This window comes from Bradyrhizobium sp. 613_E4_N2_2, assembly GCF_052075995.1.
Taxonomy (GTDB): domain Bacteria; phylum Pseudomonadota; class Alphaproteobacteria; order Rhizobiales; family Xanthobacteraceae; genus Bradyrhizobium; species Bradyrhizobium barranii.
This window is the reverse complement of sequence record NZ_CP197234.1, coordinates 2,502,292-2,527,731: the sequence shown is the minus strand read 5'-3', so window position 1 is coordinate 2,527,731 and position 25,440 is coordinate 2,502,292. Positions and strand designations below refer to the sequence as shown.

The following is a 25,440-nucleotide window of genomic DNA, read 5'->3' as shown; positions in this document are numbered from 1 at the left end:
CTGACCACAGGAGGCACGCATGACCGACAACATCAGCCACGAACGACGTCGTTTCGTCGGCAGGGCTGCCATGGCGCTCGCCGCGACCCAGCTTGCGCTGAGCACGACGGCTACGGCGAAGCCGGCGAAGTCCGCCACCGTCGTCAAGCCCGGCGCCAACACCGCGTTCGCGTCCCTGAAACAGATCGACGCCGGCCTCCTCAATGTCGGCTATGCCGAGGCGGGTCCCGCGGATGGCCCGCCCGTGATCCTGCTGCATGGCTGGCCCTATGACATCTACGCCTTCGTCGACGTCGCACCGCTGCTCGCTGCAGCCGGGCGTCGCGTGATCGTGCCTTACCTGCGCGGCTACGGCAGCACGCGCTTCCTCTCCGACGCGACGATGCGGAACGGGCAGCCGGCGGCGATCGCGGCCGACATCGTCGCCCTGATGGACGCGCTCGGAATCGACAAGGCGACGATTGCTGGCTTCGACTGGGGTGCGCGCACCGCCAACATCATCGCTGCGCTCTGGCCGGAGCGGGTCAAGGCGATGGCCTCGGTGAGCGGTTACCTGATCGGCAGCCAGCAGGCCGGCAAGATGCCGCTGCCGCCGAAGGCCGAGCTGCAATGGTGGTACCAGTTCTATTTCGCCACCGAGCGCGGCCGCGAGGGCTACGACAAGTACCGCCACGATTTCTCGAAACTGATCTGGCAGCTCGCTTCGCCCCAATGGCATTTCGACGATTCCACCTTCGATCGCAGCGCGAAGGCGTTCGACAATCCGGACCATGTGGCGATCGTGATCCACAATTATCGCTGGCGGCTGGGCCTCGCCGAAGGCGAAGCGAAATACGCCGACGACGAGGCGAAATTGGCGCAGGCGCCCGTGATCGCAGTGCCTACGATCACCATGGAGGGTGACGCCAACGGGGCACCGCATCCGGAACCGTCCGCTTACGCGAAGAAATTCTCCGGGCGCTATTCGCACCGGACCATCAAGGGCGGTATCGGCCACAATCTGCCGCAAGAAGCGCCGAAGGCCTTTGCTGACGCGGTGCTGGGCGTCATGGCCGAAGCCTAGGCGCCGGACCTGCCAACGGCACTTAACAACGCTTAACGGGCGATCGTCTACGCACGGGGGTATCTCTATTGGGGCGACACCACCGATGCGAGAGGAAACGGCCGGATGATTCCGCTGCTGGCGAATGCGATCGAGGCCCATGGCGGGCTCGATCGATGGAATGCCCACGAGCGACTCACCGCCACGATCGTGACGGGCGGCGACCTCTGGATATTGAAGGGCGTCGATCAGGACCAGGCGCCGCGCACGATGCGGATCGAGCTGCATCGTGAGCGGGCTTCCGTGGAGCCGTTCGGCAAGCCCGGCCAGCGCACCGACTTCAGCCCGGAGCGGATTGCCATCGTGGCCGCGGACGGCCGCATCGTCGCGGAGCGCAACAATCCGCGCGGCTCGTTCGCGCGGCACGATATGCGCACGCATTGGGATCCGCTGCATCGCGCCTATTTCAACGGCTATGCGCTCTGGACCTACATGACTGCGCCGTTCCTGCTGGCGGCGGACGGGTTCGACGTCCGGGAGATCGCACCCTGGCGCGAGGGCGCAGAGGTCTGGCGCGGATTGCGGGCGACGTTCCCAACCGTGATCGCAAGCCACAGCGCCGAGCAGGATTTCTATTTTGGCCCCGACATGCTGATCCGCCGGCATGATTACCGGGTCGAGATCGCCGGCAACTTTCCGGCAGCTCAGTACGTATCCGATCCCGTCACCGTTGACGGCTTCAAGCTCCCGACCCGCCGGCGCATCTATCTGCGCGGCGACGATCTGATGCCGCTGCGTGAGGAGCTGATGGTGTCGATCGATCTCGCGGATTTCCGGTTCGACTGAGCCTTGTCAGGCTGATGCCTCGTCCAGCACGAGCCGTGCGGCCTTCAAATCGGCCGTCTCGAATCCTTCCGAGAACCGGGCATAGGTCGCGGCGAGATCGTCGAGCGGATTCTTGATGCCCTGCCGAAGCCGAAGCGCCGCAAGCGACATCTCCGTCCGCAATAGCCAGGACAGCGCGCCCTGCTGCTCGGCCAGCGCGAGCGATGCGGCGAAGCTCGCTTCGGCGGCACCGAGATCACCGGTGCGCGCCTCGAGGTCGCCACGCCGGCGCAGGAGCTCGGGCATGTCGAAACCTCCGCCGCCCAGCTCGACGCGAGCGATCGTCTCATGCAGGACTTGCAGCCCTTCCGTCAACCGTCCCAGCGCAGCCAGTCCTTGCGACAGATCCGCGGCGAACGCGGATGCGTAGAGCTCGTAGCGATCCGCATGCAGGCGCGGCAGCGCGCTCCGCAGCAGATCGACACCGCCGGCCAGCTCGCCGCGGGCGATCATGGTCTGCGCGCGAAAGCCGGTCGCGACGGCTTCGTACGGCGCGAGTCCGTGCAAATTCGCATGGGTCGCGAGGCGCCCCGTCATCGTCTCGACGGCGGCCCAGTCGCCGACCCAGCCGAACACCGAGGATGACCAGCACAGCGCAATGCAATGCATCACCACGTCGCGCGGCGCGGCGGCGCCGACGAGCGGGCGGACGCAATCGAGTGCGCGGTCGGGGAAGCCGCGCAACCACAGCACCCGCGCGAGCGGAATCTGCGGCGTGCGCGAATAGGCGAAATGCCCGGGCTCCGTCCCGCGCAGCGCGGCGTCGTCGCGCACGCCTTCGTCGAGATGGGCCAGCGCCTCAGCCTGGTCGCCGGCGAGATGATAGGACACGCCGAGAAGCGCCTTGCTGCCTGCGATCCCCGCGGTATCGCCGATCTGGCGGGCGATGCGCTCGGCCTGGCGTGCGGTCGGCACGAGGTGCCTGTAGTCGCCGGTGCGGCGATAGAACATGTTCAACCGCGACAGCAGCCTGAACGCATTGGCGTGATCGTCGAGCGCTTCGGCGATCTCCAGCCCGCGCCGGAGTGCGGCCTCGGCCTGCTCGCTGTTGCGCTCCGTGAACATGAAGGCGTGGCCAAGCGTCGACTGCAGCTCGAGCTCCCATTTGCCGCCCTGGTTGGCATCGTCGAGCATCGCGAGCGCGCGGCCCGACCAGATGCGCGCCTCGTTCAGCAGGTTGAGCTCGACGAACAGCCTTGCGGCGCTGCCGGCGAGCGGCACGCGCAGGGCGGCACCGTCGTGGTTGGCAAAACTCCATTCCAACGCCGCACGGGCATCTGCGAGCAGGCTCGCGCGCGCCTGCAGGCGCGAAGCCGGGTCGTCGCCGCCCTGCTCCGCCATGCCGGCTTCGAGCGTGCGCTGAACATAGGCCGTGTGACGGCGCGCGATCGCTGCCGCTTCGCCTGCGTCGACCAGCTTCTGCATGGCATAGGCGCGCGTGGCATCCAGCAGGCGATAGCGTCGCGATGCACCATCGGGCTGCGCCGACACCAGCGACTTGGCCACGAGCTGCTCCAGCGCATCGACGACACGATCACCCGGCGTTCCCTCCTCCGCGGCGACTGCGATCGCCCCCTTGAGCGTGAAGGGGCCTGCGAAGATGGCGAGCCGCTGAAGCACGGTCCGCTCGCTCTCGCCGATCAGGCCAAAACTCCAGTCGAGCGTCGCGCCGAGCGTCTGCTGCCGTGGCGGCGCCGTTCGCCGTCCGCGCCATTCGAGCTTGAGCCTGGAGTCGAGCAGCGCGGCCATCTCCAGCAATCCGTAGACGCCGACGCGCACGGCGGCGAGCTCGATCGCGAGCGCGATGCCGTCGAGCTTGCCGCAGATCTCGGCCAGGACGTCGGCATCCTCGTCCGTGATATCGCCGCGATGGCCTGCGGCCGCGGCACGATCGATGAACAGCTGCGCGGCCGGATAATCCAGCACTTCGCCGGCGCTGAGGCGCGCCCCTTGCGGCGGGCCGGCCAGCGGAACGAGCTCGAAGATCTGCTCGCCTTCCACCAGCAGCGACTCGCGGCTGGTGGCGAGAATCGCGATGTCCGGCGCCTCGCGATAGATGTTTTCGGCCAAACGAGCGACCTCGTCGATGACGTGCTCGCAGCTGTCGAGGATGAGAAGCAGCCGCCGTCCGCGCAGAAAATTGACGATGCTGCCTGAGGGATCATCGTGATGCACGACGAGGCCCAGAGCGGCGGCTACCGTGCTCGCGACCAGCGTGGCGTCCTTCAGTGGGCCGAATTCGAGGAAATGAACGTGGCCCTCGAATGCCTGCCACATGTCATGCGCGAGCGCGGTCGCAACCGTGGTCTTGCCGATGCCGCCCGGTCCTCGCAGCGTGACGAAGCGGTCGCTCAGCAGACGCGCCGACAACTCGGGCAGCACGTCGTCCCGACCGATCATCCGGTCCAGCCGGTGTGGCAAGGCCGCCGGCGCCGCCGTTCTTTCAGGTGCACGCGGCGCGAGTGCCGGAGCGGCGTTGCGCTCGCCACGTTGCACAGGCGCGACGAAGCAATAGCCGCGGCTCGGGACGTTGGTGATGTAGCGGGCCCCGTCCTTGCCGTCGCCAAGCACCTTGCGCAGCTCCGCGACATGGACGCGCAGGCTGATCTCCTCGACCGCGAGGCCGGACCACGCGTAGCTCAGAATCTCGTTCTTCGGCACCACTTCGCCGGCACGGCTGAGGAGCAGGCGCAGAATGTCCATCGCGCGGCTGCCGAGCTTGACCGGCGCTCCGTCCCTCTCGAGCAACCGCGACCGCAGCGAAAACGGTCCGAACGAGACTGCGTCGAAATCAAGGCTCGCCCCGGCGCCATTGCCGGGCGAGCCATGTCCTACCGGGGGTTCGGTCACTTCTGACTCATCTTGACGGCCATTTCATTCAAATGCGCGGCGACTATACTCGCCGTCGATGCGCGGTCCAGCAAGGCACCGTGCCGGCCTCATACCGGCACATCGATCGCCACGCGATGTTCTGCAATGTCCTCACACCGCACCGATCTGCGCAAATAATTGAAATGCTGGACAAAATCAAACGTCCTGCGGCGGGCTGTCACACTTCATGCGCTCGCACAAAATCTAACACCTCCTAATCATCACTAACGGGCTTCTTGCCTGGCTCACGCCTATCCTCTGATCGTGGAAAGCACTGAGAGTTGGCCGATCGCTGCAAGCGGCGACGAGGCCAGGAGAGGACGAGCGATGTTCAATGACTTGCAAGCAGCGCATGCCTGGATCGAATTTCCCGCCAGCCGGTGTGATCGCGAGGCTTCGCACGGGATGCGAGCAATCGCGCAGGAAAACGGATGGCGCAACATCGACCGCGGCCTGAACGCGGATATCACGATTTCGCGATGGGAGGATTCTCGGGCCATCTCGTCGCACGAAGCGACGACGCCGGCGGACCGCTATTTCGTCGCCATCGCGCTGAAGACCGCTCGGGTAAAGCTGACGCGGGACCGTCAGATCATCTTCGACGGCACCATGCCCGCGGGCACGCTGTACGTCAGTGCGCCATCGAAGCTTCTCGGCGTGCAATTCCAGTCGCCCTGCGCTTTCCTGCACTTCCACATCTCCACCGATCATTTTTCGGCGGCGCGGCCGGCGACCGAGGGCCTCAACGACCTCGTCCTGCTGCGCGACCCGCTCGCAGCCGAGCTCGCCAAGGCACTGACCGAGCATGGCGATACCGCGGACCAGCAGTTCGCGCGCTGCATCGGCGAGACCCTTGCGATGCATCTGACCCGGCTCGAGCTGCCACGCTCAAAAGTCAATGCCTTGCCGAAATGGCGGCTACGCCGCGTCGAGCAATATATCGCCGATCACTTTGATCGCTGCATCAGCCTGTCAGAGCTCGCCAATGTCGCAGGCCTCTCGAGGATGCATTTCGCGGCACAGTTCCGCGCCGCGACCGGCTACCGTCCGCGCGAATATCTGCTCAATCATCGCGTCGAGCATGCGAAGACCTTGCTCACGACGACCGAGCGGCCGCTGGCGGAGATCGCGCTTGCCGTCGGCTTCAGCACCCAGGCGCATTTTTCGACCGTGTTCAAGCGCATCAGCGGCGAGTCACCGGCACGCTGGCGTCTGGCCAGCAGGGCCGTGCTGCCTGCTACGGAGGCGCTTTCGCGGCGGCGCCCTGCCGCGGACATGGACGGGATGGTCGGCGCAGCCGCGTAGTTCGTGCGGCGGCAGGCGAATTGGGATCGAGGGAACTGGAATCGAGGGACTTGGAATCAAGCGACTTGAGATCAAGGCACTTGGCATCACGCCATCTGCACTTCGACCGGTTTGCGATTTCTTTGGCGTGAGTGCCCTGCCACTCGCGCCGGCTCGAGCCCTTTTCCTCCCGGGTCTGCGAGCCACTCGGGGCCGTCCCTGCGCCCACACAGGGCGGCCCCCTTTCTTTTGTGTCTCTCGTGTCCTGGACGCGCTACGGCACGGGCACGAGAGCGCAGTATGACTCACACTCCCTCCACGTCGTCGTTGCGAGTGCATTTCGCGTAGACCGGATGGAGCGCAGCGTAATCCGGCGCCTTCGCACTACGGCGCAGCAGTCCCGGCGACGCGCCTACACCGGATCGAACGCGCGGATCGGCGGCAGATTGCCGGTGAACTTCTCCACCTCGACCGTCGTGAGCTGGCCGGTGCAGCCCTGCGCGAAGGACGAGGTGCCGATGTCGCGGGTGAGCACGTTGGGATTGCCGTGAACGCAGAGCGGCGCTTCGTCCTCGGGGTCCATCGGGTCGTACCACGCGCCGGTCGGCAATTGCACCACGCCGGCTGCGATGCCGTCGGTGACATGGACGGCGGCAAGACACGCGCCGCGCTCGTTGAACAGGCGGATGATGTCGCCGTCCTTGATTCCGCGTGCATCGGCATCGCGTGGATTCATGCGCGCGACCTCGCGGCCGCGATGCTTCGCGCCCAGCGAATGGCCGCCGAAGTCGAGCTGGCTGTGCAGGCGCGTCACCGGCTGGTTGGCGACGAGGAAGCACGGCGCGCCGGGTTTCGGCATGTCGGTCTTGTCGAGCCAGACCGGATGGCCGGGGCAATCGGCATCGCCGTGCGCAGCGATCTTGGCTGAATAGATCTCGATGCGCCCGCTCGGCGTCGGCAGCGGATGATTGGCCGGATCCTCGCGAAAGCTGCGCAGCCGGCCGCCGTCGTCGGGCTGTTGCGGCACGACCAGGCTGCCGCGCCGCCAGAATTCGTCGAAATCAGGCGCCTCGAGGCCACGCGCTTGAAGCGAGGCGCGAGTCGGCTCGTACAGATGTTCGAGCCACTGCCGCGACGTGCGCCCTTCGGTGAAAGGTTCGCGCGCACCCAGGCGCTCGGCGAGATCGGCAAAGATGTCGTAATCGTCACGCGCAAGGCCGAAGGGCTCGGCGATCTGGTGCATCGCGACCATCAGGGGATCGTTGGTCGAATAGCCGATGTCCTCGCGCTCCAGCGTCATGGTCGAGGGCAGCACGATGTCCGCGTGCCGCGCCGTCGCGGTCCAGGCGAGCTCGTGCACGACGAACGTATCGAGCTGCGCAAAAGCCTTGCGCAAGCGGTTGATGTCCTGATGGTGATGGAAGGGATTGCCGCCGGCCCAGTAGACGAGGCGGATGTCCGGATAGGTACGCGTCTCGCCATTGTAGCGATAGGTCGTGCCGGGATTGAGCAACATGTCGGCGATGCGCGCGACCGGAATGAAATCGCGCACGCCGTTGCGGCCCTGCCCCAGCGTCGGTCCCGGCACGTCGTTGACGCGGCGGCCGTAATAGCCGATCGCGCCGAGCGAATAAGCATAGCCGCCACCAGGCAGGCCGATCTGGCCGAGTGCTGCTGCGAGCACCATGCCCATCCATACCGGCTGCTCGCCATGCTCGGCGCGCTGGAGCGAATGCGAAACGGTGATCAGCGCACGCTTTCCGGCGGCGCGGCGCGCGAGCTCTCGGATCGCGTCCGCATCGACGCCGCAAATTGCGGCGGCCCATTCGGCATGCTTGGCCTGCCCGTCGCTCTCGCCATTGAGATAGCGCAGGAACACGGGCCAGCCTTCGGTGTAGCGATCGAGGAAGGCCTGGTCGTGCAGGCCTTCGCTCACAAGTGTGTGGACGATGCCGAGCATCAGGGCGGTGTCGGTGCCGGGCAGGCACGTCATCCATTCGGCGCCGGCCTCGACGGGAAGATCGTCGCGCAGCGGGCTGACTAGGATGAACGCGCAGCCGCGCCGGCGCGCGGCTTCCATGGCGCCGCGCTCGACATGCTTGCTGATCGAGCCGCCGGCCACCATGGAGTTCTTCAGCGCCATGCCGCCGAACGCCAGCACGATGTCGGTGTTCTCAGCAATCTGCTCCCAGGTGACGTTGCGCTTGGTGATGTCCTCGTAGCCCGCAAGGATCTGCGGCAGCAGCACCGACGACGCGCCCGAGGAATAGGTATTCACCGAGCGCACATAGCCGCCCATCGCGATGTTGAGGAAGCGATGCACCTGGCTCTGGGCATGATGGAAGCGGCCCGCGCTCGACCAGCCGTAGGAGCCGCCGAACACAGCGCCCGGCCCGCGCGTGTCGCGGATGCGGCCGAGCTCGTCGCCGAGCAGATCGAGCGCCATCTCCCAGCTGACGGAGACGAACTCATCGCGGCCGCGGCGATCGTCCGGGCCGGGTCCGCGCTCGAGCCAGCCGCGGCGGATCGCCGGCTGGGCGATGCGCGCCTGATGACGCAGCGCACCGGGAAAATTGCCGATGATGCCGTTCGGATCGGGGTCGCCCGCATAGGCCCTGACCTCGAGTCCGGCTTCGCTTTGACGCGCGGAAAACACGCCCCAATGCGAGGTGTGGGGCTTGAAGCCGTCAGACAGGTCGAGGCCAGGGTCGGGAAAGCCAATCGTATCGTCCATCGTCTGATCCTTGTTCCGCGCGGCACGGGCCCAGCCGCTGCCGCGTCGATTCCGGTGGCAGTATACCGATCCGCATCCCGATGTCGTCGGGATCAGGGCCGTCGGAAACGCCGGGCTCCCGCGCGCAAGTACAGCTTGATGACCGTCCGACCGCGCGGCCAGCGGCGATTCTTCAGACAATTTATTCTTTATTTTCAATATCTTGTTGGATGACCTTCGGGACACCCCGGTCGCGAAATCTCTTCAAACGACATCGACATGGAAATGTGCGATATGCCGCCCATCCCCACAGCAGCATCGGTCTCATCATGATCCAGCGCGTCTTGCCCTACGAAGGACTCCTCCACGAGGTGGTCGAGCATAATGGCGTGCTCTACATCGGCGGGATCGTCCCCGAGGACACCAGCCTCGATATGTCGGGCCAGGCCAACGACGTCCTCGGGCAACTGGCGCGCCTGTTGAAGACGCTCGGCTCCGATCTCGCCAACGTCTTGCAGGTGACCATCTTCATGACCAACCTGAAGGAGAAGGCGGAGTTCAATGCGGCCTGGAAGGCGCACTTTGCGGAAGCTCACCTGCCGGCGCGCGCTGCGATCGGCGTGGCCGATCTCGGTCCAGGCGTCAAACTCGAGATGACGGCCATCGCGGCCCGGTAACCCCAGGCTCGAGGCGCTCACTTCCAGGCGATCGTGATCGCGCTGATGTTGGAGGCGAGCTCAAGTCCGGCCTTCGGGCCTTGCAATACGATCGTCACGCCCTTTTCGTTGCGCAGATGGGCGCCGTTGACGCCGCCGACGAGTGCGAAGCCGCCGCCGACGGAGCTATAGGTGCCGACGAAGTCGCCGACATCGCGGATGCCTGATGCCCGGCCATCAAATCTGCCGACGGTCGCACCGGCCGTGATGCCGACGCTCAAGCCGGAGACCTTGAAGGGATAGTTCCGACCGCGGTAGTTCAGCACGCCACTGCCGGTGCCGCCTCCGACCAGCAGGCCAGCCTTGACGAACCTCACCTGGACATGGCCGCTCGCTTGCGCGAACGACGGCGTGGCCGGCATCGCGAGCAGGAGGAGCGCGAGCGCGGCAAGGCCGATTGCGGTCGCGCGCCGCATGCGTTCCGGTTTATGGCTTCGCGGCATCGACCTTCTTCCAGGTCTGGTCGGGATCGAACAGCGTGGTGCGCTCGGCGATGACCGCCGTGCGGTTGCCGAGATCCTTCTGGTAGACGGTGCCGGCATGATTGACGAGAAACGTCATCACGCCGGAATTGCCGTATTCGGCGGGCCAAGCGATCAGTCCGAAGCCCCCGATCATCTTGCCCTTGACGACGTAGTTGAGCGCGCCACCGGCCGCGTCGGAACCCTGGCCTTTCAGTATTCGGAAGTAGTAGCCGTGATAAGGCGCCGGTCCCTCGCCTGTGCCTTGCTTGTAGCCTTCGGCCGAGGCCTCCGCGACCAGCGCGCCGAGCGGGCTCGGATCACTGTCGTCACGCCAGAACAGGCCGTCCTTCTTGCCGGGCGTGGAAAGGAAGCGTTGCGCGTAGACACCCGCGCCCTCGCCGCGATCCTTGTCGGCATATTCATTCTGGGCATCGACATAGGCGAGCGCGGTCTGGATCGCGTCGAGCTCGTTGCGGCCGATGCGGCGACGAAGCACCTCGATCCGCCCCTCGTCGGTGTCGAACGCCCAGCCTGTCTTGGTGTTGACCAGCGGAATCGGGAACGGGAAATCGTCCGGCCCCAGTATCAAGGTCGCGGTCTTGTTGCCCTCCGCCTTGATGCCGTGCTTGGCGTCGTACATCGACGTGAAGCGTTGACGGATGTCGTTGTCGGCGACCTCGTCACCGGACGAGACGATATCCTCGGCGGCCCTGCCGAGCACCTTCAGAATGTCGCCCGGCGCGCTTTTGACTGCGGCCGCGAGTGCGGCGGCCGCATCCTCCGGTGTCTTGTAGGATTGCTGTGCCTGTGCCGCCGAGCCAAGCATGGCGAGCGCCACCACGCCCGCCAGGATCGCCCGATGGAGCGATTTCAGGCCGATCATGGCGTCACCTCCGCAGGGATCTTCGCGCCGTCGGCTAGCCAATCGCGGTAGGTGCGGAATGTCAGGCCAAGCTTGTCATAATAGACGCGCAGATAACCATCGCTGCCGCGCGTCACGGCGTCAGGCATCACCTGCTCCACCTCCTGCGCCATCACGCCGACATAGGCCTTGTCGCTGCCGATGTAGCTGAAGCGATAATAGCCGAGGCCGTTAGAGAGATGGCCGAGCAGCGTGATGTCGTGCTTCAGCGCGATGTCGGAGCGCCGGCCACCGCCGCCACCGCCGCGGCCTCCTCCTCCGCCTCCACCACGGAAGCCGCCACCACCACCACCATGCATGGCCATTCCGCCACCGCCGCCGCGCCCGGCATAGCCCCCGCCGCCACCACCGCGCGGCATGCTCGCCATGCTGGAGCGTCCGCGCGCCGATGCTGCGGCCGCCGCCCGACCGGAGGAGACGTTCATCGCGCCGCCGCGATTGCCGTCACCGCCACGATTGGCGGCAGCGCCGCCGCCGGCACGGTTGGCAGCCTTTGCACGATCGCCGCCGCCCTTACCCGCATTCTTGCCTGCATTCTTGGCGCGATCTCCACCACCCTTGGCACGATCTCCCGCGCCAGCGCGATCGCCGCCGCCGGGCCGGTCGCCGCGATTGCCGGCACGATCGCCGCGATCACCGGCACGATCTCCTGCACGGTCACCCGGACCGCCACGATCACCGGCACGGTCGCCGGCGCGATCTCCCGCTCGATCTCCCGCACCCTGGCTCGGACGCAGCACCTGGTTGCCGTCACGGCCGCGGAAATCCATCCGATCCGACGCGCCCGCCCTCACATTGTTGTTGCCGAAGCGTTGCTGGGCGTTGGTGTTGTTGTAGCGCACGCCGCCGCGATGCGCCGGATTGTGCTGCCAGCCGTTGGCGATGTTGGTGGTGCGATGATTGACGTAGACGTTGCGGTTGCCCCAGTTGCAGCCGCCGCCCCAGTAATTGCCCCAGCGCCCGATCGCCCAGGCCGTGCCGAAGGCGATACCGGCTGCGACCACGCCGGCGCCGATATAGGACGGATAGCCCCAATAATAGGGCGGATACTCCGCGTAGGGCCAGGCGCCGTAGACCGTCGCCGGATCGTAATAGGGTACGTACATCTCGGCGGGATCGGCCTGCTGGATGACGACCACCTGCTTGCCTTCCTGGCTCTGAACGCTGACCTTCTGCTGTTTGGTCGTGACCAGCTTCTTGTTGTCATAGGCCTTGTTGCGCAGGCGCTGGATCGCATCCATCACATCGGGCTGCTGGGCGAGAAAAGCGTCGCCCAGCTTCTGGGTCCATTCGAGCTTGTCGCTCATCATCGACAACACATCGGCGGTGCTCGCCAGCGCCTTGACGCTGTCGTCCCAGGCCTGCTTGTCGACCTCGGCCTTCAGCGCATCGCCCTTCAGCGTCTTGCGCTCCTTCAGCCAGCGATCGGCTTGCACGACTTCCAGCGGATAGGTCGATGCCGCCAGCACATTGGCCAGCAGCTCGTCGGGATAGAGCGCGATTGGCGCCACCAGCGCCTCGAGCTGCTCGGGTTTCAGGAGTTCGGCGCTCGGCGGAGGCGGACTTGCGGGCTGTGCCTGCGTGCTTGGCGCCGCCGGCTTGTCAGCTGTCTGCGCGGTTGCGGTGATCGGCATCGTCAGCATCAACGCAAGCGCCATCAGAATCTTGCCGCAACGAAACATACCTTCCTCCATCGAACTTTCCGGCCATCAAGATCGGGCCGCGGCATGGGCGTTTATTGATCAAGATCAACGAAGGGCTGCTTCGCCGCCGTGTTGCGGCGCGAGAGCAATGCCGCGCTGCCCGAGCACAAAACGTCTGCGCTAGTGGATGATCGGGAGCCTGATCGTGAACAGCGCGCCGCCCGACGGCTGGTTCTCGGCGGCTATGGTGCCGTGATGGGCCTCGACGATGGTCTTGACGATTGCAAGCCCCATACCCATGCCCTGAGGCTTCGTCGTGAAGAATGGAGTGAAGATGTTCGCGAGGTCGCCGACCGCAATGCCCGAACCGGTATCGGCGATCCGGATCTCGGCGTAGCTTCCGGCGCGCCCGGTCGATACGCTGACCTCGCGCTTCTTCATGTCCGCCTCGGAGACCGCATCCAACGCATTGATGATCAGGTTGAGAACGACCTGCTGCAGCTGTACGGGATCGCCCTTGACGTGCAGCTCCGCGGCGGCTGGCGCGTAAGCCAGCGTGATCCGGCGCCCGTCGGCGAGCGCCGTCACCAGGCCAATTGCTTCCCGTACCGTGTCGTTCAGTTCGGTGTCCTTGATTTCAAACGGCCGCTTCTTCAGGACGCTGCGAAGCCTGCGGATGACCTCGGACGCCCGCTGATCGTCGCGCCTGATGTCAGCTAGAATCTGGCGGATCTCGTTGATGTCGGGTGAAGTGGCTTTGAGCATGAGCTCCGCCGTCTCGGCATTGGTCAGAATGGAGCCGAGCGGCTGGTTCAGCTCGTGGGCAATCGACGTCGTCAACTCGCCGACGGCCGAGTACCGGTTGGCGTGGGCGAGTTCGGCCAGGCGCTGTCGCGACTCGATCTCGGCCAATTGACGGCGATGGCGCTCGTTCAGAAGCCCGCCGATGAAGCCGGCCTGTATCAAAATCACGGCCGTGATCAGCAGCATCTGCCAGCGATAGCGATCCCAGACGGTCGACTCACGAAACAGGATTTCGCTCCCCGGCGGCAGACTGGTCTCGCTGATCCCCCAGCGCTGCAACTCCCGCCAATCATATTTCGGCGGCCCGAATCCGATCGGCTCGTATTTGATGCGGGTCGGCTTCTCGCCACCGAGGACGAGGATCGCGGCACTGACGGTCTTCGAACTGGTTTCGGCGACGGAGTGCATGGGACCGCCGACGCTGGCGTCGCCGAAGAAAGGCTCCTGATACGAGAAGATCGGCGCGTTCGCGACAGCATGCAGCCTGTGCAGGGCGATATCACCCTCGTGGACATTGCCGGCGGCATCGACCAACATCAGCCCCCAGAACAGCGCGGAATGAGGCGGAAGCGCCGATGCGCGCTTCAGGATCTCCTCAAACGGCAGGTCGGAGTACCAGACGAGGTCGAGCCGGCCTTCCAGCGGTTTCAACTCCCGCTTCACCTCGTCCATCCAGAATTTCTCGAGGGGCGAGGCACCGACCACAATGGCAACCGTTTTGGTATCGGGCAAGAGCTTGAGAATGTTCTCGAAGGCCGCCACGAAATCATTGCGGACGGACACGACCACGTCATTCTCGGTGAGATCCGGGCGGTTCACCAGCCGTTGTTCGACCACGGTCAGCACCGTCGGCGCTTCCGGAAAGAGCTTCGCACGGTATCTCTGCACGAACCGCGCCGCGGGTGCGCCGATGCTCAGCACGATGTCGGGCGGCTTGCCCTGGTAGAGCGAACTGAGATATTCGACGAAGGGCGCTTCCGGGCCCGGATTGTTGAAGCGCGCGCTGAGCAGCGTGTGCTCCTGGACGTCGAGCGGCCAGGGCGATTGCCGCCCGAGTTCGGCCTTGATGCTCCGCGCATATTCACTCCAGGGGCGAAACTCGCGCCCGAAGGAATGCAGGATCAGCACGCGCTTTGGCTCGCTGCGCGCAGCCGAGCCGGGCTCAGCGGCTCGCGCGGGCCCAGACAGCATGCACGCGGCGAGCAACAGGCCGAGACCCAACAGCGTGGTCGCAACCAGCCACTGCTTGACCGACGCCCTGGTCATGCGCCCGCTCCCCTCCGCCTCGGCCGCGCTCCGGCGCCTCCGGACCACAATTCTAGCGAGAACTGGGCCGCTTCGACAGTGCCGAGGACGCGGTCAAGCTGCACGCAGGACGGTCCGTTCGCGAAACAATTCGACCTGGGACCTCAGTGCCCGCTCAGCACCAGCGTCTTGATCGGCAGCAGCAGCGCCTGGATGCGCAGCAGCATCGCATGCACCAGCCCGACGCCGTCGACGACATGCAAGGCAATGGCGCGGCCGGTGCTGGTCTCCTTCGCCGAGATCTCCTCGTGATTGCTGGTATAGGCGTTGACGATGCAGCTGCTGCCCGGCGTCACGCCTTCAAGTCCACCTTTATAGAGTGGCTCCATGAAAGCCAGGATCGTGCCAGGTTGCGCGACATTCTGCGCCTCGATGAGCAGCTCTCCGCTTCGGAACTGTCCGGCCGCGATGTAGTCCTGCACACTGGTGATAACCATCGGAATGATGACCCACGGCTTCGATATGCAGGTCGCTTCCGCCACCATGCCGACTTGCAAAACCTGAGCCTCGATCTGACCAAAGCCCGCCTGTAGACCCCGCCGGCCGGCGCCCTCCGGCACGAGCACGCCCGCCGGTCGCATCAACTGATTGACCACGTCGCCGACGCGGACCAGGAATTGCTCCACGCGACCGTCAACACCGGCTCGGACAAAAGTCTTGTCCAGATCCACCTGCGCCTCGGCTAGCGCCGCTTCGGCACTGGCCTTCTCGGCCGGCAGGAGCGTCGACACGCGCAAGGCCGCCGACTGCCTGGAAGCCGTGGCCGCGTCGACCCCCGCCTGCCGCTGATTGACGAGCACCTGCAGCTTTTCGATGTCGCGCTGCGGCACGATGCCGGGATTGCGACGCTGCAACTCGGACTTGACGTCGAGTTCATCCTTGGCCTGCTGAAGGTTGGCCTTGGCTTCCTCGATCTGCGCGTCGGCCTTGACCACGTCGGATTCCGCGGTCGTCAGGGACGCATCAACCTCGGCGACCTTCCGCCTGGCGGTTTCCAGAGCCGCGCGTTGCTTCAAGCCGTCCAGCCTGAACAGCACGTCGCCCTTCTTCACCGCCTCGCTGTAGCCGATATTGACTTCCGCGACCCGGCCAGAGCCCTCGGGCAGGATCGGCACGGTACGGTAATAGAGCGTCGCCGAGGTCGTTGACGGGTGAAAGTAGAAGATCATGGTGATGAGCGACACCGTGAGCATCAGGCAGCCGGTGATGCCCCATCGCAGCTCGTACCAGATGGAAAAGAACGTGATCTCCTTGCCGAAGCGCTTGCCCTGCGCATAGCGGCGGTAGAGATAGTCGGGCAGGATGGTCAGAAGGGAGCAGAACATGAGCTCAAACATGGCTGCGCTCCTTCTCCTTGGGGACTGACTTCTCTGCCGGTGGGGGGCTCGGTTGCTCGGGTTCGCGCCCGTCGCCCGGAGCGGCGTCAGCGATCCTCTCGACGGAGCCGGCAATGCTGCGCAGCGGCGTGCCGAAATCGGGCAGGTCGATCATCGCGAGCAGCAGGCCTGCCACCCAGAAAATGTGCAAGTGCGTAAAGAGCGAGATGATGCCCAGCACCGCCACGATCTCGAATTGCAGCTTCTGCGACTTGTGCGCCATGCGCTCGGGCAGGCTGTGCAGCTTCCAATAGAGCGTGCCCACCCAGAGCACGGTGCCGATCAGGAAGATCCCCATCACCACCATCAGCGGGTCCACCCCGCTTCCCGGCGCGAGATAGAACGGCAGATGATGCGGGGCCATCGGATGAAGTTGCTCGCTCAACGTTCTCTCCTCGACAGGCGCGTTTCCACTTGAATGCGTCGAATGCAGTGTCGGTATCGGGTGGCGCAATTGCTTGATTTGGATCAACGGGCCTGGAACGGCCCCACCTAGCCTCGCCTGAAAGTTGACGTGCAACAACAGGAGCCGCCTGCCATGCCCGGCATCGATGATCTCATCCCCAGCGCCACGCAGATCCGCAAGGAAGCAGCCCTCAAGGAGGCAGCGAAGGCCGACGAATATGCGCGCCTTGCCGCCGCCGCCGAAGCCGAGAAACACGCCCTCATTGAACGCCTCAGCAAGCCTTCTGGCAAGACCGAGGACGAGAAGATCAAGCTCGCCTCGACGATCATCCAGCGTGCGGTGCGGAACGGCTTGACCGAGGTTCAGGTCTATCGCTTCCCCAACACGCTGTGCACCGACAAGGGCCGCGCTATCAATCAGATGGAAGCGGGCTGGGAGAACACCCTGACCGGAATTCCGAAGGAAATCTTCCAGCTCTGGAGCGATTACCTGAAACCGCGCGGCTATCGCATCGCGTATCAGATCATCGATTTTCCAGGCGGTGTTCCCGGCGACATCGGCGTGACCATTTCCTGGGGTGATTGAGCATGGCCAAGGACGCGCCCGTGGAGCGGATGAAGCGGAAGGACTATGAGAAGGAGCTCGAAAAACTCCAGGTCGAGTTGTGTCACCTTCAGGAATGGGTCAGAGCCCAGAAACTGAAGGTGATCATCATCTTCGAGGGGCGCGACGCGGCCGGCAAGGGCGGGACCATCAAGGCGCTGACCGAAAAGGTGAGTCCGCGCGTGTTCCGTGTCTGCGCCCTGCCCGCGCCCTCCGACCGGCAGAAATCCCAGCTGTTCCTGCAGCGCTATATCGAGCAATTCCCGGCCGGCGGTGAGATCGTGATTTTCGACCGCAGCTGGTACAACCGCGCCGGCGTTGAATACGTCATGGGCTTCTGCTCGCCGACCGAACACAAGCGCTTCCTGGAATTGTGTCCGCTGGTCGAGAAATTCGCCGTGGACGCCGGCATCGTCCTGATCAAGCTCTGGCTCGAGGTCGGGATGGAGGAGCAGGAGCTCCGCTTCAAGGCGCGTATCGAGGATCCGCTGCGGCAGTGGAAGCTGAGCCCGATGGACACCGAGTCGTTCGGGCGCTGGTACGATTACTCGCGCGCGCGTGACATGATGTTCGAGGCGACCGACACGAAGCATGCACCGTGGCGACTGATCCGCTCCGACGACAAGCGGCGAGCGCGGCTCAACGTTATCTCGCACATCCTGAGAACTATCCCTTACAAGGAAGTCAAGCGGGAGAAGGTCAAGCTTCCGCCACGGTCCCACAAGGGACGTTACAACGACCAGGCAAGCCTGCGCGGCCTGAAGTTCGTCGAGGAACGCTACTGAAACGCGAAACGGGCTGCGATGACGCAGCCCGTTTAGCTTGAGCGCCCTCCCGGGCCTATTTCAGCCGGATCGTGACGCCGCCAACCGCAGCCGATACTTCCGCGCCGACCTTCGGCCCGCTGAGCTGGAGGATGACGCCATTGCCGTTCTGCAACTGAACGGCTCCGGCGCCCGCGGCAACCGCGCCGCCCGCGCCGCCCGCCGCGTAGGAGCCTTCGATCGACTCCGGCCCCCTCAGATTGAGTGCGCGCCCGACGAGCTTGGTGGTCGAGGCGCCGATCGTGAAGCCGACGCTCATGCCTGAGACGGTGAAGGGATATTTCTTGCCCCGGTACAGCAGAACGCCCTCGCCGCCACCGACGCCGACGATGAACCCGCCCTTGGTGAAGACCACGGCAACCTGGCCGGTGTCGGCACGCGATGACGTACTGAAACCGGCGACGCCCGCGAGCGAGACGGCCAAGGCGGCATAGATGGCGACTTTTCTCATGTCTCACGTTCTCCTCTTGTTATGACGTCGAGCTATTAGGCCAGGATCATCGCAAAGTAACCGAACACGGTGAGCAGGATGCCCGACACCGCGTAGCCGACCGGAAATCCGATCCAGGGCACGGAGCTCTGGATCTCCACCGCGGCCTCGCGGCACGGGCCGGAGTGCGACCGCGCACCGGCAACGCCGCCCATCAGCACGGCCGGGTTGATCTTGAAGACGTGATAGCCGATCGCCCAGACGATGAACGGCGGGATCGTGCAGGCGATGAAGCCGGCGACGAAGATCTTCAAGGCAACGGCACCGGTAAGCTGCGCCAGCAATCCGGCACCGGCATTGACACCGACGATGGCGACGAAGACCACGAGACCGAGGTCCTCCAGCACGTTGCGCGCCGCGTTCGGCGTATTGCCGAAGAAGCGCAGCCGCGAGACCAGCGACGACACGATCACGCCCGACAGCAACAGACCGCCGGCATTGCCGAGACCGATCTTGGCACCGAAGGCCGGAAATTCGATCATGCCAATCAAGAAACCGAGGATCATGCCCGCGGCCAGCGTCAGCAGGTCGGTCGACGTATTGGTCCGCGCGATGCGTCCCCACATCTCGCCGAGTTCGTTGACGGCCGACTTGAGGCCGACTACCGAGACGATGTCCATCCGCTGCAGCTCGGTCTTGAGACCGGCGGCAAGTGGTACACCACCACGCTCGACCTTGGTGACCTGCAACTGGCCGGCGATCGCCGTGTCGCGGAAGGATTCAAAGGTGCGTCCGACCATCTCCTTGTTGGTGACGAGGATGTCGGCCTGATCCATGGGAATGCCCAGCGCCGTGGTGTCGGCAACCTCGGGGCCGATCAGGCCCATCTTGTCGGTGAGATGCTCCGTCGAGCCGCCGAGCGCGACGACGTCGCCCTTCTGCAGCACGAACGCAGGATCGGCTCCCTGCGGCTCGCCGCCGCGCGCCACGTTGACGATCCGGTACTCCGGATGGATCGAGCGGAATTTGGCGATGCTCATGCCGACCTGCGTCGGATTTTCCAGCCGATAGGCACGCAGACCGAACTGCCGATAACCGGTCAGGCCGCCGCCCTCGAGATCCTTGACGCCAAACTCCTTCTCGTACTGCCTGGCCGCCGCCTTGGCATCGACGCCCCACCACCGCGGCAGGTACTTGCAGATCAGGATGATGCCGACGGTACCCCAGATGTAGGTGATGCCGTAGGACAGCGCGATCATGCCCGACGCATCCTCGGGCTTCATGCCTTCAGGAAGCTTGACGACGCCCGAGGTGATCGCCTGCTCGGCCGAGCCGATTGCGGCCGACATGGTCTGCGACCCCGCCAGCATGCCGCCAGCCGCGCCGATCGGAAGCGCGAAGAGTCTTGAACAGATGACGACGAGCGCCAGACCAAGGACGCTGGACACCAGCGCCAAGATGCAGAACTTGAGGCCATCGCCCTTCAGGCTGTTGATGAAGGACGGCCCCACGCGCAGGCCGACGCCGTACATGAAGAGGTAATAGAACAAGCTCTTTGCAAAGTTGTTGAGCTCGAGCTTCACGCCGTAGGTCGAGGCCCACACCGCCAGCCCGGCGCCGACCACGATGGCGCCGGCGACCATGCCGAGGCCGTAGCCCTTGATGCTGGCCCGGCCGATCCAGACGGCAAGGCCAACGACGAAGAACAGCAGCAGAAACGGGTTCTGCTGCAAGAACGTGAAAAAGCCTTGCATGACCGTCCCCTGTTATGATGCGGCCTTCAGCTTCGGCGTGGCGCCCGGCTTGGGCCGGCCGATCTTCGCCAAGGCTTCGGTGCGTACGAGCTTCAAGCCTTCCTTGGCGTCGTAGCCGTGGATTTCCTTCACATCGAGCTTGCGCATGAAGTCGATGGTTTCCTGGGTGATGACCTGGCCCGGCACCATGATCGGGAAGCCCGGCGGATACGGGATCACGAAACTGGCCGAGACGAGATCGGGGCCGGCCTTCAGGCGGCGGTCGATCTCGGGATCGCCGAGCCGGATATATTCGCATCCGGCTGCGTCATAGGCCGAGTAGAAGCCGCTGCGGATATCGCCCTCGTTGGTCTTGGTGCCGGCATCGCCGCGGAAACTATCGTGGAAATGCGAGAAGTTCGGCAGGTCGGGCACGTCGGTCATCAGGCTCTTGACCCGCGCCTCGAATGTCTTCTTCGCATTGGCGCCACCCTGGACAAGTCCGCGGTCGACCTCGCCCGCGATCTCGGCCAGCACCCTCACCAGATGCGCGACGTCGCTGCGGGTGTTGTTGATGTTGGACTGGAACAACACCGAGTTGCGCGAGGTCTTGTTGATCTGGATGTTGTACTCGTTCGCCAGGATGCCCTTGAACTGCGTGCCGTCGTAACCGGCGGTGCCGCACACCAGCGTCATCCGGGTCGGATCGAGGCAGAACTCGTCGTCGTCCAGACTCTTCAGGATGTTCGCCCAGTTCGTGCCGGCCGCGAGATAGTCGGTGAAGCCGCTCTGGCGGTATTGCGCGGGTACCATCGCGTCCGCACCAAGGATGCGGAAATATTTCGAGATCAGGGGATTGTTGTTGACCGCATTACGGATAGCGAACGCGATCTCCATCGCATTGGCCACGAGACCATAGCCCTCGAGCTCCATCTGGCGCCGCGACACGTCGAGGCTCGCGATGAGCTGCTGGTTCGGGCTGGTCGATGCGTGCGTGAACACCGCCTCCTTGAACTGCTGCTCGACCGTATGGAATTCGACGTCCTTGACCGACAGCATCGAGCCCTGCCGGATCGCCGACATCGACTTGTGGGTCGAGTTGGTCTGGTAGACGCGCAGGCGGATCTGACGCGGATCGGGAATCAGCCGGGTCTTGAGCAGCACCTCGTTCGACGGGTTCTTGCCGAGCTCGGCCTGCTGCTTCTCGTAGGCCGTGACCGATTTCGGGTCGTGCATCCAGGCCTCGATCTCATTGGCGGCACCCATCGCGGTCCGCCGCCGCAGGTATGGCGAGAAGCGTGCAAAGCCGAACCAGGCTTCATCCCAGAGGAAGATCAGGTCGGGCTTGATCGCGAGGCATTCCTCCATCACCCGGCGGGTGTTGTAGATGTGACCGTCGAAAGTGCAGTTGGTCAGGTCGAGCATCTTGACGCGGTCGAGCCGGCCATCCGCCTTCGCATTCAGCAGGGCCTGCTTGACCGTCTTCAGCGGCACCGCGCCATACATCGAATATGCCGTCATCGGGAACGCTTCGACATAGATCGGCTGGGCGCCGGCCAGCACCATGCCGTAATGGTGCGACTTGTGGCAGTTGCGATCGACGATCGCGATGTCGCCGGGCGCGAGCAGCGCCTGCACCGCCATCTTGTTCGAGGTCGAGGTACCGTTGGTGACGAAGAACACGCGATCCGCGCCGAGCGCACGCGCCGCCTTGTCCTGCGCCTTCTTGATGTTGCCGGTCGGCTCCAGCAGGCTGTCGAGGCCGCCGGTGGTCGCGCTGCTCTCGGCCAGGAACAGGTTCAAGCCGTAGAACTCGCCCATATCGCGGATCCAGTCCGACTTGAAAACCGATTTGCCGCGCGCGATCGGCAGCGCATGGAACGTCCCGATCGGACGCTGCGCATACTTCTTGAGATTGTCGAAGAACGGTGTGTCGAAGCGGTCCTGGATGCCTTCGAGGATAGACAGATGGAGCTCCAGGAGTTCCTCGATCGAATAGAATATCCGCCGGACCACACTGGCTTCGGGGTCCCCCGCCATCGCCTCGACGTCGCGATTGGACATCAGATAGAGGTCAAGCTCGGGACGCACCCGCTTGATGATATGCGCGAGCCGCAGTGCGGACGCATCCGATTCGTCATTAAGGCCCGCGGTGGCGGTCATGGTGCGCAAGATCGGCGCGTCGTGTCGCGATCGCAGAGTGAAGCCTTCGTTGATGACGACGGCTGCGATGTTGGGGTTGAGCATCGTGGCGCAGAATGCGTCTTCGAGGCTGCCGACGATGACCGGCTCATAGACGAAGGAATCGACCGGACGCCGCAGCTTGCGCCATTCATTGACGAGCGCGGGCCATTTGCCGGACGAGAGGCCGGTGACAATCAGGGTTTCGAAGTAGGGGCGATGTGCGGTGTGCTGCCCGAACACCTGCGGCACCAGATCGGAGGCGTCACCATTATCCTCGTCATTCACATTCCAGTCGCCGGCATGCTGGCGGAAGGACCTCGTCGTCAGGGCCTGCGTCAGCCGTGTCGCAAGGGCGAGCGACGTTGCCGCATCGCCAGTGGCGGCCGCTTCCCGCAGAGCCCCCATCAGTTGCAGCCCGGGATAGCCGTGAAACTCTTCCGTCACGGAGAGATCGGCCAGCGCGGCATCGTATTTCGCACGATCGCCGCCGCGCGCCCAAACCTTTGCGGCTTCCACGAGATCGCGCCAGTCGTCCGCCCGTCCACCGGGGCCAGACAGGAACTGATCGATGCGCTTCTGCGCGGGCTTGGCGTCTTTGGACATGTTTCACTCCCGATCCATATCAAGCCGTAGGGCATGAGTGATGCCGGATCGTGAGTGCAGCGCCGCTTGCTCCATTGATCCAAGTCAACGGTCGCGCGATATGCCGGGGCCGGGAGCATGGCCGGCGACGCCTCTTTGCAACGCAATAGGCCATCGCTGACCGATTGGAGGGCAGCTGAGAGATCAGACCGTTCCTCGGGCATCGTTGGGCTGAGCATCGCCAAGAACGCTGTCCAGCGACCGCAGCCAGTCGCCGCTGTCGGTCTTCTCCGCCAGCCCCTCCGCCCGCAACAGATCGCGCAGCTGCGCATGCGCACCGACGATGCAGAAGGCGATATGCCGGGAGGCGAGCTCGTCGTAAAGGTCGCGTAACATGCCCGCGCCGGCCAGATCGATGTAGGGCGATGCGGAGAGGTCGCAGATTACCAGCTTGATATCGACCGATCTGAGCAAGGCGTCCAAAACTGCCTCCCTGATCGTTTCGGCATTGATGTAGAGCAGCGAGGCTTCGGGCCGGAACGCGATGACGCCGACGAGCGGCTCGACACCCTCATGCCGCGCATTGTCGGAATAGCGGCCGCTACCCGGGAGCCGGCCGAGGAACGCCACATTCGGACGTGAGGCGCGCGCCAGCAGCAGCACGATCGACGCGATGGCCGCCAGCAGGACGCCTTGCAGGATTCCCAGGAGCAGGACGGACACCAGGGCAATCGCCGCAGCATAGAAATCGATCCGGCTGACATGCCACATCCGCAGCAGCGCACGGACGTCGACCAGCCTGTAGACCGCGGCAAAGACGATGGCCGCCAGCACCGCCTTGGGCAGATTCGTCAGCAGCCCCGTGAAGAACAGCAGGCACAGTGCGAGCGTCGCCGAGCAGATCACCAGCGCCAACGGCGTGCGCGCGCCCGCATTGTCGTTGACGGCGGATTGCGACAGGCCGCCGGCGACGGGATAGCCGTGGCCGAAGGCGGCGACCAGGTTCGCCGCCCCCAGCCCCAAAAACTCCTGCCGGACATCCAGAGCATAGCCGTGCTTGGCGGCAAAGCTGCGAGCCGCAGAGACACCCTCTATATAGGCCAGCAGAACGCATCCCGCGGCCAACGGGAAAAGTTCGTCGGGCTCGAGCAGACCAAACCTGGGTATTCCAATCGCCGGCAACCCTTCGGGGATCGTCCCGGTGACCGGCACCCCGAGGGACGCAAGGCCAAGCAGCGTCGCAAACACGATCGACAGCGCCATGATCGTGAGTCCGACCGGCTTTCCCGGCAGACGCCGTTCTCCGAGCAGCAGGAGCAGCAGCGCGATCGCCCCGATCGCCAGAACGAGCGGCTTCGTGTCGCCGAGCTGACCACTGAGCTTGATGGCGCGATCGAAGAAATTGTGACCGCCTCCGGCGACGCCGAACAAGCTCGGCAACTGGCTCATGATGATGGTGAGCCCGGCGCCGGCCTTGAAACCGACCAATATGCTGTCGCTGACCAGGCGAACGAGAACGCTGAGCTTGAACAGCCAGGAGATCAGGCACAACAGCGCCACCGCGCAGGCGGCAAGGCTCGCGATCTCGCCATATTTCGCCGCGTCTCCGCCGGCCAGCGCCCCGACCGTGGCCGCAATCATCAGCGAGATCGCAGAGGTCGGACCGACCGCAAGCTGGCGCGACGACCCGAGCAGCGCGTAGCCGATCCCGCCAAGCATATAGCCATAGATGCCGATCTGCGGCGGCAATCCGGCCAGCGTCGCGTAGGCGAGCGACACCGGAATGGCGTAGGCCGCGAGCGTGATGCCGGCGATGGCATCCGGACGCAGCCAGGCGCTGCGATAGTCCGCGAGCCAGGTCGCCGGCGGAAAGAACCGCGATATCCGCCCGAACGCGTTCATATGCGGGCCTCGGCGCGGCGGGCTTCACAGCCCAGGAGCACGGTCAGGAGAGCGATCACGGGGACACCAAGCGCCAGATTTGGAATCTGCTTGGTCGCGAAGGCACCGACGGCGGCCCCGAGGCCGAAAGTGCCGCATAGTGCGGCAAAAATACCAGAGCGCCGAAACGAACCGCCTCCGGATACCGCGGCGAATACGCCTTCAATTGCCTGCCGCATGTTTCCGGTGATCATCACCGAGCTGTAGGCCACACCTTCGACCCTGGTGAAGACCGCGGTCTGCATGGCGGCGACGAACGAGATGCCCAGCGTGCCGGCGAGGTCCGGCAGGCGATTGTGCAAGATGCCGATGGCAATCAGCAGCAGGATTTCGATCAACGTGCTGATGGGGCTGGCACGGTCTCCGGTCGCGCGGCGAAGCCACGCTGCGACCACGATACCGACCGCAAAAGCGAGGATCGGTGGGACAAAATGCAGCGCTTCCGGCCAGATGCCGATCGAACCATAGACCCAAAGCAGAACCAGATTGGCCGTCTGCGCGTTGGCCATCACGCCGTGGATGATCCAGGTGTAGGCATCGAGATAGCCGCCGGCGAAGGCGAGCAACAACGCAATTTGCACCGTCTCGTCGCGGCGTATCGACGAAGCAGCGGCGATATCCATCGTGCTCATGTCCGAAACATCGGCTCTCCCAACTCCTGCATGGGTCCATAGGCGACAGCTTGCCTTGGGGGAGGATTGATCTGGATCAA

The 25,440-nt window shown here is 64.7% G+C and carries 19 protein-coding genes; 6 read left to right on the top strand and 13 right to left on the bottom strand.

The genetic code is table 11. The features are described 5' to 3' along the window. The first annotated feature begins 19 nt into the window (after positions 1-19). Together AB7290_RS11885 and AB7290_RS11880 are read left to right on the top strand one after the other, a co-directional pair. Positions 20-1,063 carry an alpha/beta fold hydrolase gene (locus AB7290_RS11885; protein ID WP_283017285.1) on the top strand — a complete coding sequence of 348 codons (1,044 nt, stop codon included), beginning with the start codon at positions 20-22 and terminating at the stop codon, positions 1,061-1,063. A gap of 105 nt (positions 1,064-1,168) precedes the next feature. Then, on the top strand, positions 1,169-1,888 hold the full coding sequence (locus tag AB7290_RS11880; RefSeq protein ID WP_283017286.1) for a hypothetical protein: 720 nt from the start codon (positions 1,169-1,171) through the stop codon (positions 1,886-1,888). 6 nt (positions 1,889-1,894) lie between these two features. Here AB7290_RS11880 and AB7290_RS11875 read toward each other — a convergent pair whose 3' ends face one another. After that, positions 1,895-4,777, bottom strand: a complete 2,883-nt coding sequence (locus AB7290_RS11875) for an ATP-binding protein (RefSeq protein ID WP_441253422.1) — start codon at positions 4,775-4,777, stop codon at positions 1,895-1,897. Between the two features lie 348 nt (positions 4,778-5,125). Here AB7290_RS11875 and AB7290_RS11870 point away from each other — a divergent pair, with 348 nt between their 5' ends. Then, positions 5,126-6,103, top strand: a complete 978-nt coding sequence (locus tag AB7290_RS11870; RefSeq protein WP_441253421.1) for a helix-turn-helix domain-containing protein — start codon at positions 5,126-5,128, stop codon at positions 6,101-6,103. Positions 6,104-6,494: 391 nt separating this feature from the next. Here AB7290_RS11870 and AB7290_RS11865 read toward each other — a convergent pair whose 3' ends face one another. After that, entirely contained in the window at positions 6,495-8,816 is a 2,322-nt protein-coding gene (locus tag AB7290_RS11865; RefSeq protein WP_354096541.1) for a molybdopterin guanine dinucleotide-containing S/N-oxide reductase, read from the bottom strand. Positions 8,817-9,124: 308 nt separating this feature from the next. Here AB7290_RS11865 and AB7290_RS11860 point away from each other — a divergent pair, with 308 nt between their 5' ends. Beyond that, a complete protein-coding gene (locus AB7290_RS11860) occupies positions 9,125-9,472 on the top strand; it encodes a RidA family protein (protein WP_039157651.1) in 348 nt (115 codons plus the stop codon). A 17-nt stretch (positions 9,473-9,489) separates the two neighbouring features. Here AB7290_RS11860 and AB7290_RS11855 read toward each other — a convergent pair whose 3' ends face one another. From AB7290_RS11855 to AB7290_RS11830, 6 genes are all read right to left on the bottom strand, one after another. Next, positions 9,490-9,954, bottom strand: a complete 465-nt coding sequence (locus AB7290_RS11855; RefSeq protein ID WP_063981868.1) for a hypothetical protein — start codon at positions 9,952-9,954, stop codon at positions 9,490-9,492. Next, positions 9,938-10,858: a DUF2950 domain-containing protein gene (locus AB7290_RS11850; protein ID WP_283017290.1), complete on the bottom strand. Its 921-nt coding sequence runs from the start codon at positions 10,856-10,858 to the stop codon at positions 9,938-9,940. The genes AB7290_RS11855 and AB7290_RS11850 overlap by 17 nt, the downstream gene beginning before the upstream one ends. Continuing rightward, a complete protein-coding gene (locus AB7290_RS11845) occupies positions 10,855-12,579 on the bottom strand; it encodes a DUF3300 domain-containing protein (protein WP_283018917.1) in 1,725 nt (574 codons plus the stop codon). Before AB7290_RS11845 ends, AB7290_RS11850 begins: the two co-directional genes overlap by 4 nt. 141 nt (positions 12,580-12,720) lie before the next feature. Further along, positions 12,721-14,610, bottom strand: a complete 1,890-nt coding sequence (locus AB7290_RS11840) for a sensor histidine kinase (protein ID WP_283017291.1) — start codon at positions 14,608-14,610, stop codon at positions 12,721-12,723. Between the two features lie 143 nt (positions 14,611-14,753). Beyond that, a complete protein-coding gene (locus tag AB7290_RS11835; protein WP_283017292.1) occupies positions 14,754-15,986 on the bottom strand; it encodes an HlyD family secretion protein in 1,233 nt (410 codons plus the stop codon). Continuing rightward, on the bottom strand, positions 15,979-16,389 hold the full coding sequence (locus tag AB7290_RS11830; RefSeq protein ID WP_063981864.1) for a hypothetical protein: 411 nt from the start codon (positions 16,387-16,389) through the stop codon (positions 15,979-15,981). Before AB7290_RS11830 ends, AB7290_RS11835 begins: the two co-directional genes overlap by 8 nt. Before the next feature lie 174 nt (positions 16,390-16,563). Between AB7290_RS11830 and AB7290_RS11825 the strand changes: the two genes are divergently transcribed. Beyond that, positions 16,564-17,016: a hypothetical protein gene (locus tag AB7290_RS11825; protein ID WP_028149181.1), complete on the top strand. Its 453-nt coding sequence runs from the start codon at positions 16,564-16,566 to the stop codon at positions 17,014-17,016. 2 nt (positions 17,017-17,018) lie between these two features. Next, positions 17,019-17,819, top strand: a complete 801-nt coding sequence (gene ppk2, locus AB7290_RS11820) for a polyphosphate kinase 2 (RefSeq protein ID WP_231142794.1) — start codon at positions 17,019-17,021, stop codon at positions 17,817-17,819. A gap of 55 nt (positions 17,820-17,874) precedes the next feature. Here ppk2 and AB7290_RS11815 read toward each other — a convergent pair whose 3' ends face one another. The 5 genes from AB7290_RS11815 to AB7290_RS11795 form a co-directional block, all read right to left on the bottom strand. Further along, complete coding sequence (locus AB7290_RS11815; RefSeq protein ID WP_063981862.1) at positions 17,875-18,309, bottom strand: hypothetical protein; 435 nt, start codon at positions 18,307-18,309, stop codon at positions 17,875-17,877. Positions 18,310-18,344: 35 nt separating this feature from the next. Next, a complete protein-coding gene (locus tag AB7290_RS11810) occupies positions 18,345-20,042 on the bottom strand; it encodes an aspartate:alanine exchanger family transporter (protein ID WP_063981861.1) in 1,698 nt (565 codons plus the stop codon). A gap of 12 nt (positions 20,043-20,054) precedes the next feature. Beyond that, entirely contained in the window at positions 20,055-22,808 is a 2,754-nt protein-coding gene (locus tag AB7290_RS11805) for a decarboxylase (protein ID WP_283017293.1), read from the bottom strand. A gap of 183 nt (positions 22,809-22,991) precedes the next feature. Further along, entirely contained in the window at positions 22,992-24,689 is a 1,698-nt protein-coding gene (locus tag AB7290_RS11800) for a SulP family inorganic anion transporter (RefSeq protein ID WP_231142797.1), read from the bottom strand. Next, the gene (locus AB7290_RS11795) at positions 24,686-25,360 is read right to left on the bottom strand and encodes a YoaK family protein (protein ID WP_231142798.1); all 675 of its coding nucleotides are present in this window, start codon (positions 25,358-25,360) and stop codon (positions 24,686-24,688) included. The genes AB7290_RS11800 and AB7290_RS11795 overlap by 4 nt, the downstream gene beginning before the upstream one ends. Positions 25,361-25,440: the final 80 nt, after the last annotated feature.

Excerpts from the sequence above, each read along its gene's own strand:
- AB7290_RS11845 (WP_283018917.1), bottom strand. The coding sequence starts at position 12,579 with ATGTTTCGTTGCGGCAAGATTCTGATGGCGCTTGCGTTGATGCTGACG.
- ppk2 (WP_231142794.1), top strand. The coding sequence starts at position 17,019 with ATGGCCAAGGACGCGCCCGTGGAGCGGATGAAGCGGAAGGACTATGAG.
- AB7290_RS11805 (WP_283017293.1), bottom strand. The coding sequence starts at position 22,808 with ATGTCCAAAGACGCCAAGCCCGCGCAGAAGCGCATCGATCAGTTCCTG.
- AB7290_RS11870 (WP_441253421.1), top strand. The coding sequence starts at position 5,126 with ATGTTCAATGACTTGCAAGCAGCGCATGCCTGGATCGAATTTCCCGCC.
- AB7290_RS11885 (WP_283017285.1), top strand. The coding sequence starts at position 20 with ATGACCGACAACATCAGCCACGAACGACGTCGTTTCGTCGGCAGGGCT.
- AB7290_RS11835 (WP_283017292.1), bottom strand. The coding sequence starts at position 15,986 with ATGTTTGAGCTCATGTTCTGCTCCCTTCTGACCATCCTGCCCGACTAT.
- AB7290_RS11795 (WP_231142798.1), bottom strand. The coding sequence starts at position 25,360 with ATGAGCACGATGGATATCGCCGCTGCTTCGTCGATACGCCGCGACGAG.
- AB7290_RS11860 (WP_039157651.1), top strand. The coding sequence starts at position 9,125 with ATGATCCAGCGCGTCTTGCCCTACGAAGGACTCCTCCACGAGGTGGTC.
- AB7290_RS11850 (WP_283017290.1), bottom strand. The coding sequence starts at position 10,858 with ATGATCGGCCTGAAATCGCTCCATCGGGCGATCCTGGCGGGCGTGGTG.
- AB7290_RS11825 (WP_028149181.1), top strand. The coding sequence starts at position 16,564 with ATGCCCGGCATCGATGATCTCATCCCCAGCGCCACGCAGATCCGCAAG.
- AB7290_RS11880 (WP_283017286.1), top strand. The coding sequence starts at position 1,169 with ATGATTCCGCTGCTGGCGAATGCGATCGAGGCCCATGGCGGGCTCGAT.
- AB7290_RS11800 (WP_231142797.1), bottom strand. The coding sequence starts at position 24,689 with ATGAACGCGTTCGGGCGGATATCGCGGTTCTTTCCGCCGGCGACCTGG.
- AB7290_RS11865 (WP_354096541.1), bottom strand. The coding sequence starts at position 8,816 with ATGGACGATACGATTGGCTTTCCCGACCCTGGCCTCGACCTGTCTGAC.
- AB7290_RS11810 (WP_063981861.1), bottom strand. The coding sequence starts at position 20,042 with ATGCAAGGCTTTTTCACGTTCTTGCAGCAGAACCCGTTTCTGCTGCTG.
- AB7290_RS11840 (WP_283017291.1), bottom strand. The coding sequence starts at position 14,610 with ATGACCAGGGCGTCGGTCAAGCAGTGGCTGGTTGCGACCACGCTGTTG.
- AB7290_RS11815 (WP_063981862.1), bottom strand. The coding sequence starts at position 18,309 with ATGAGAAAAGTCGCCATCTATGCCGCCTTGGCCGTCTCGCTCGCGGGC.
- AB7290_RS11830 (WP_063981864.1), bottom strand. The coding sequence starts at position 16,389 with ATGGCCCCGCATCATCTGCCGTTCTATCTCGCGCCGGGAAGCGGGGTG.
- AB7290_RS11855 (WP_063981868.1), bottom strand. The coding sequence starts at position 9,954 with ATGCCGCGAAGCCATAAACCGGAACGCATGCGGCGCGCGACCGCAATC.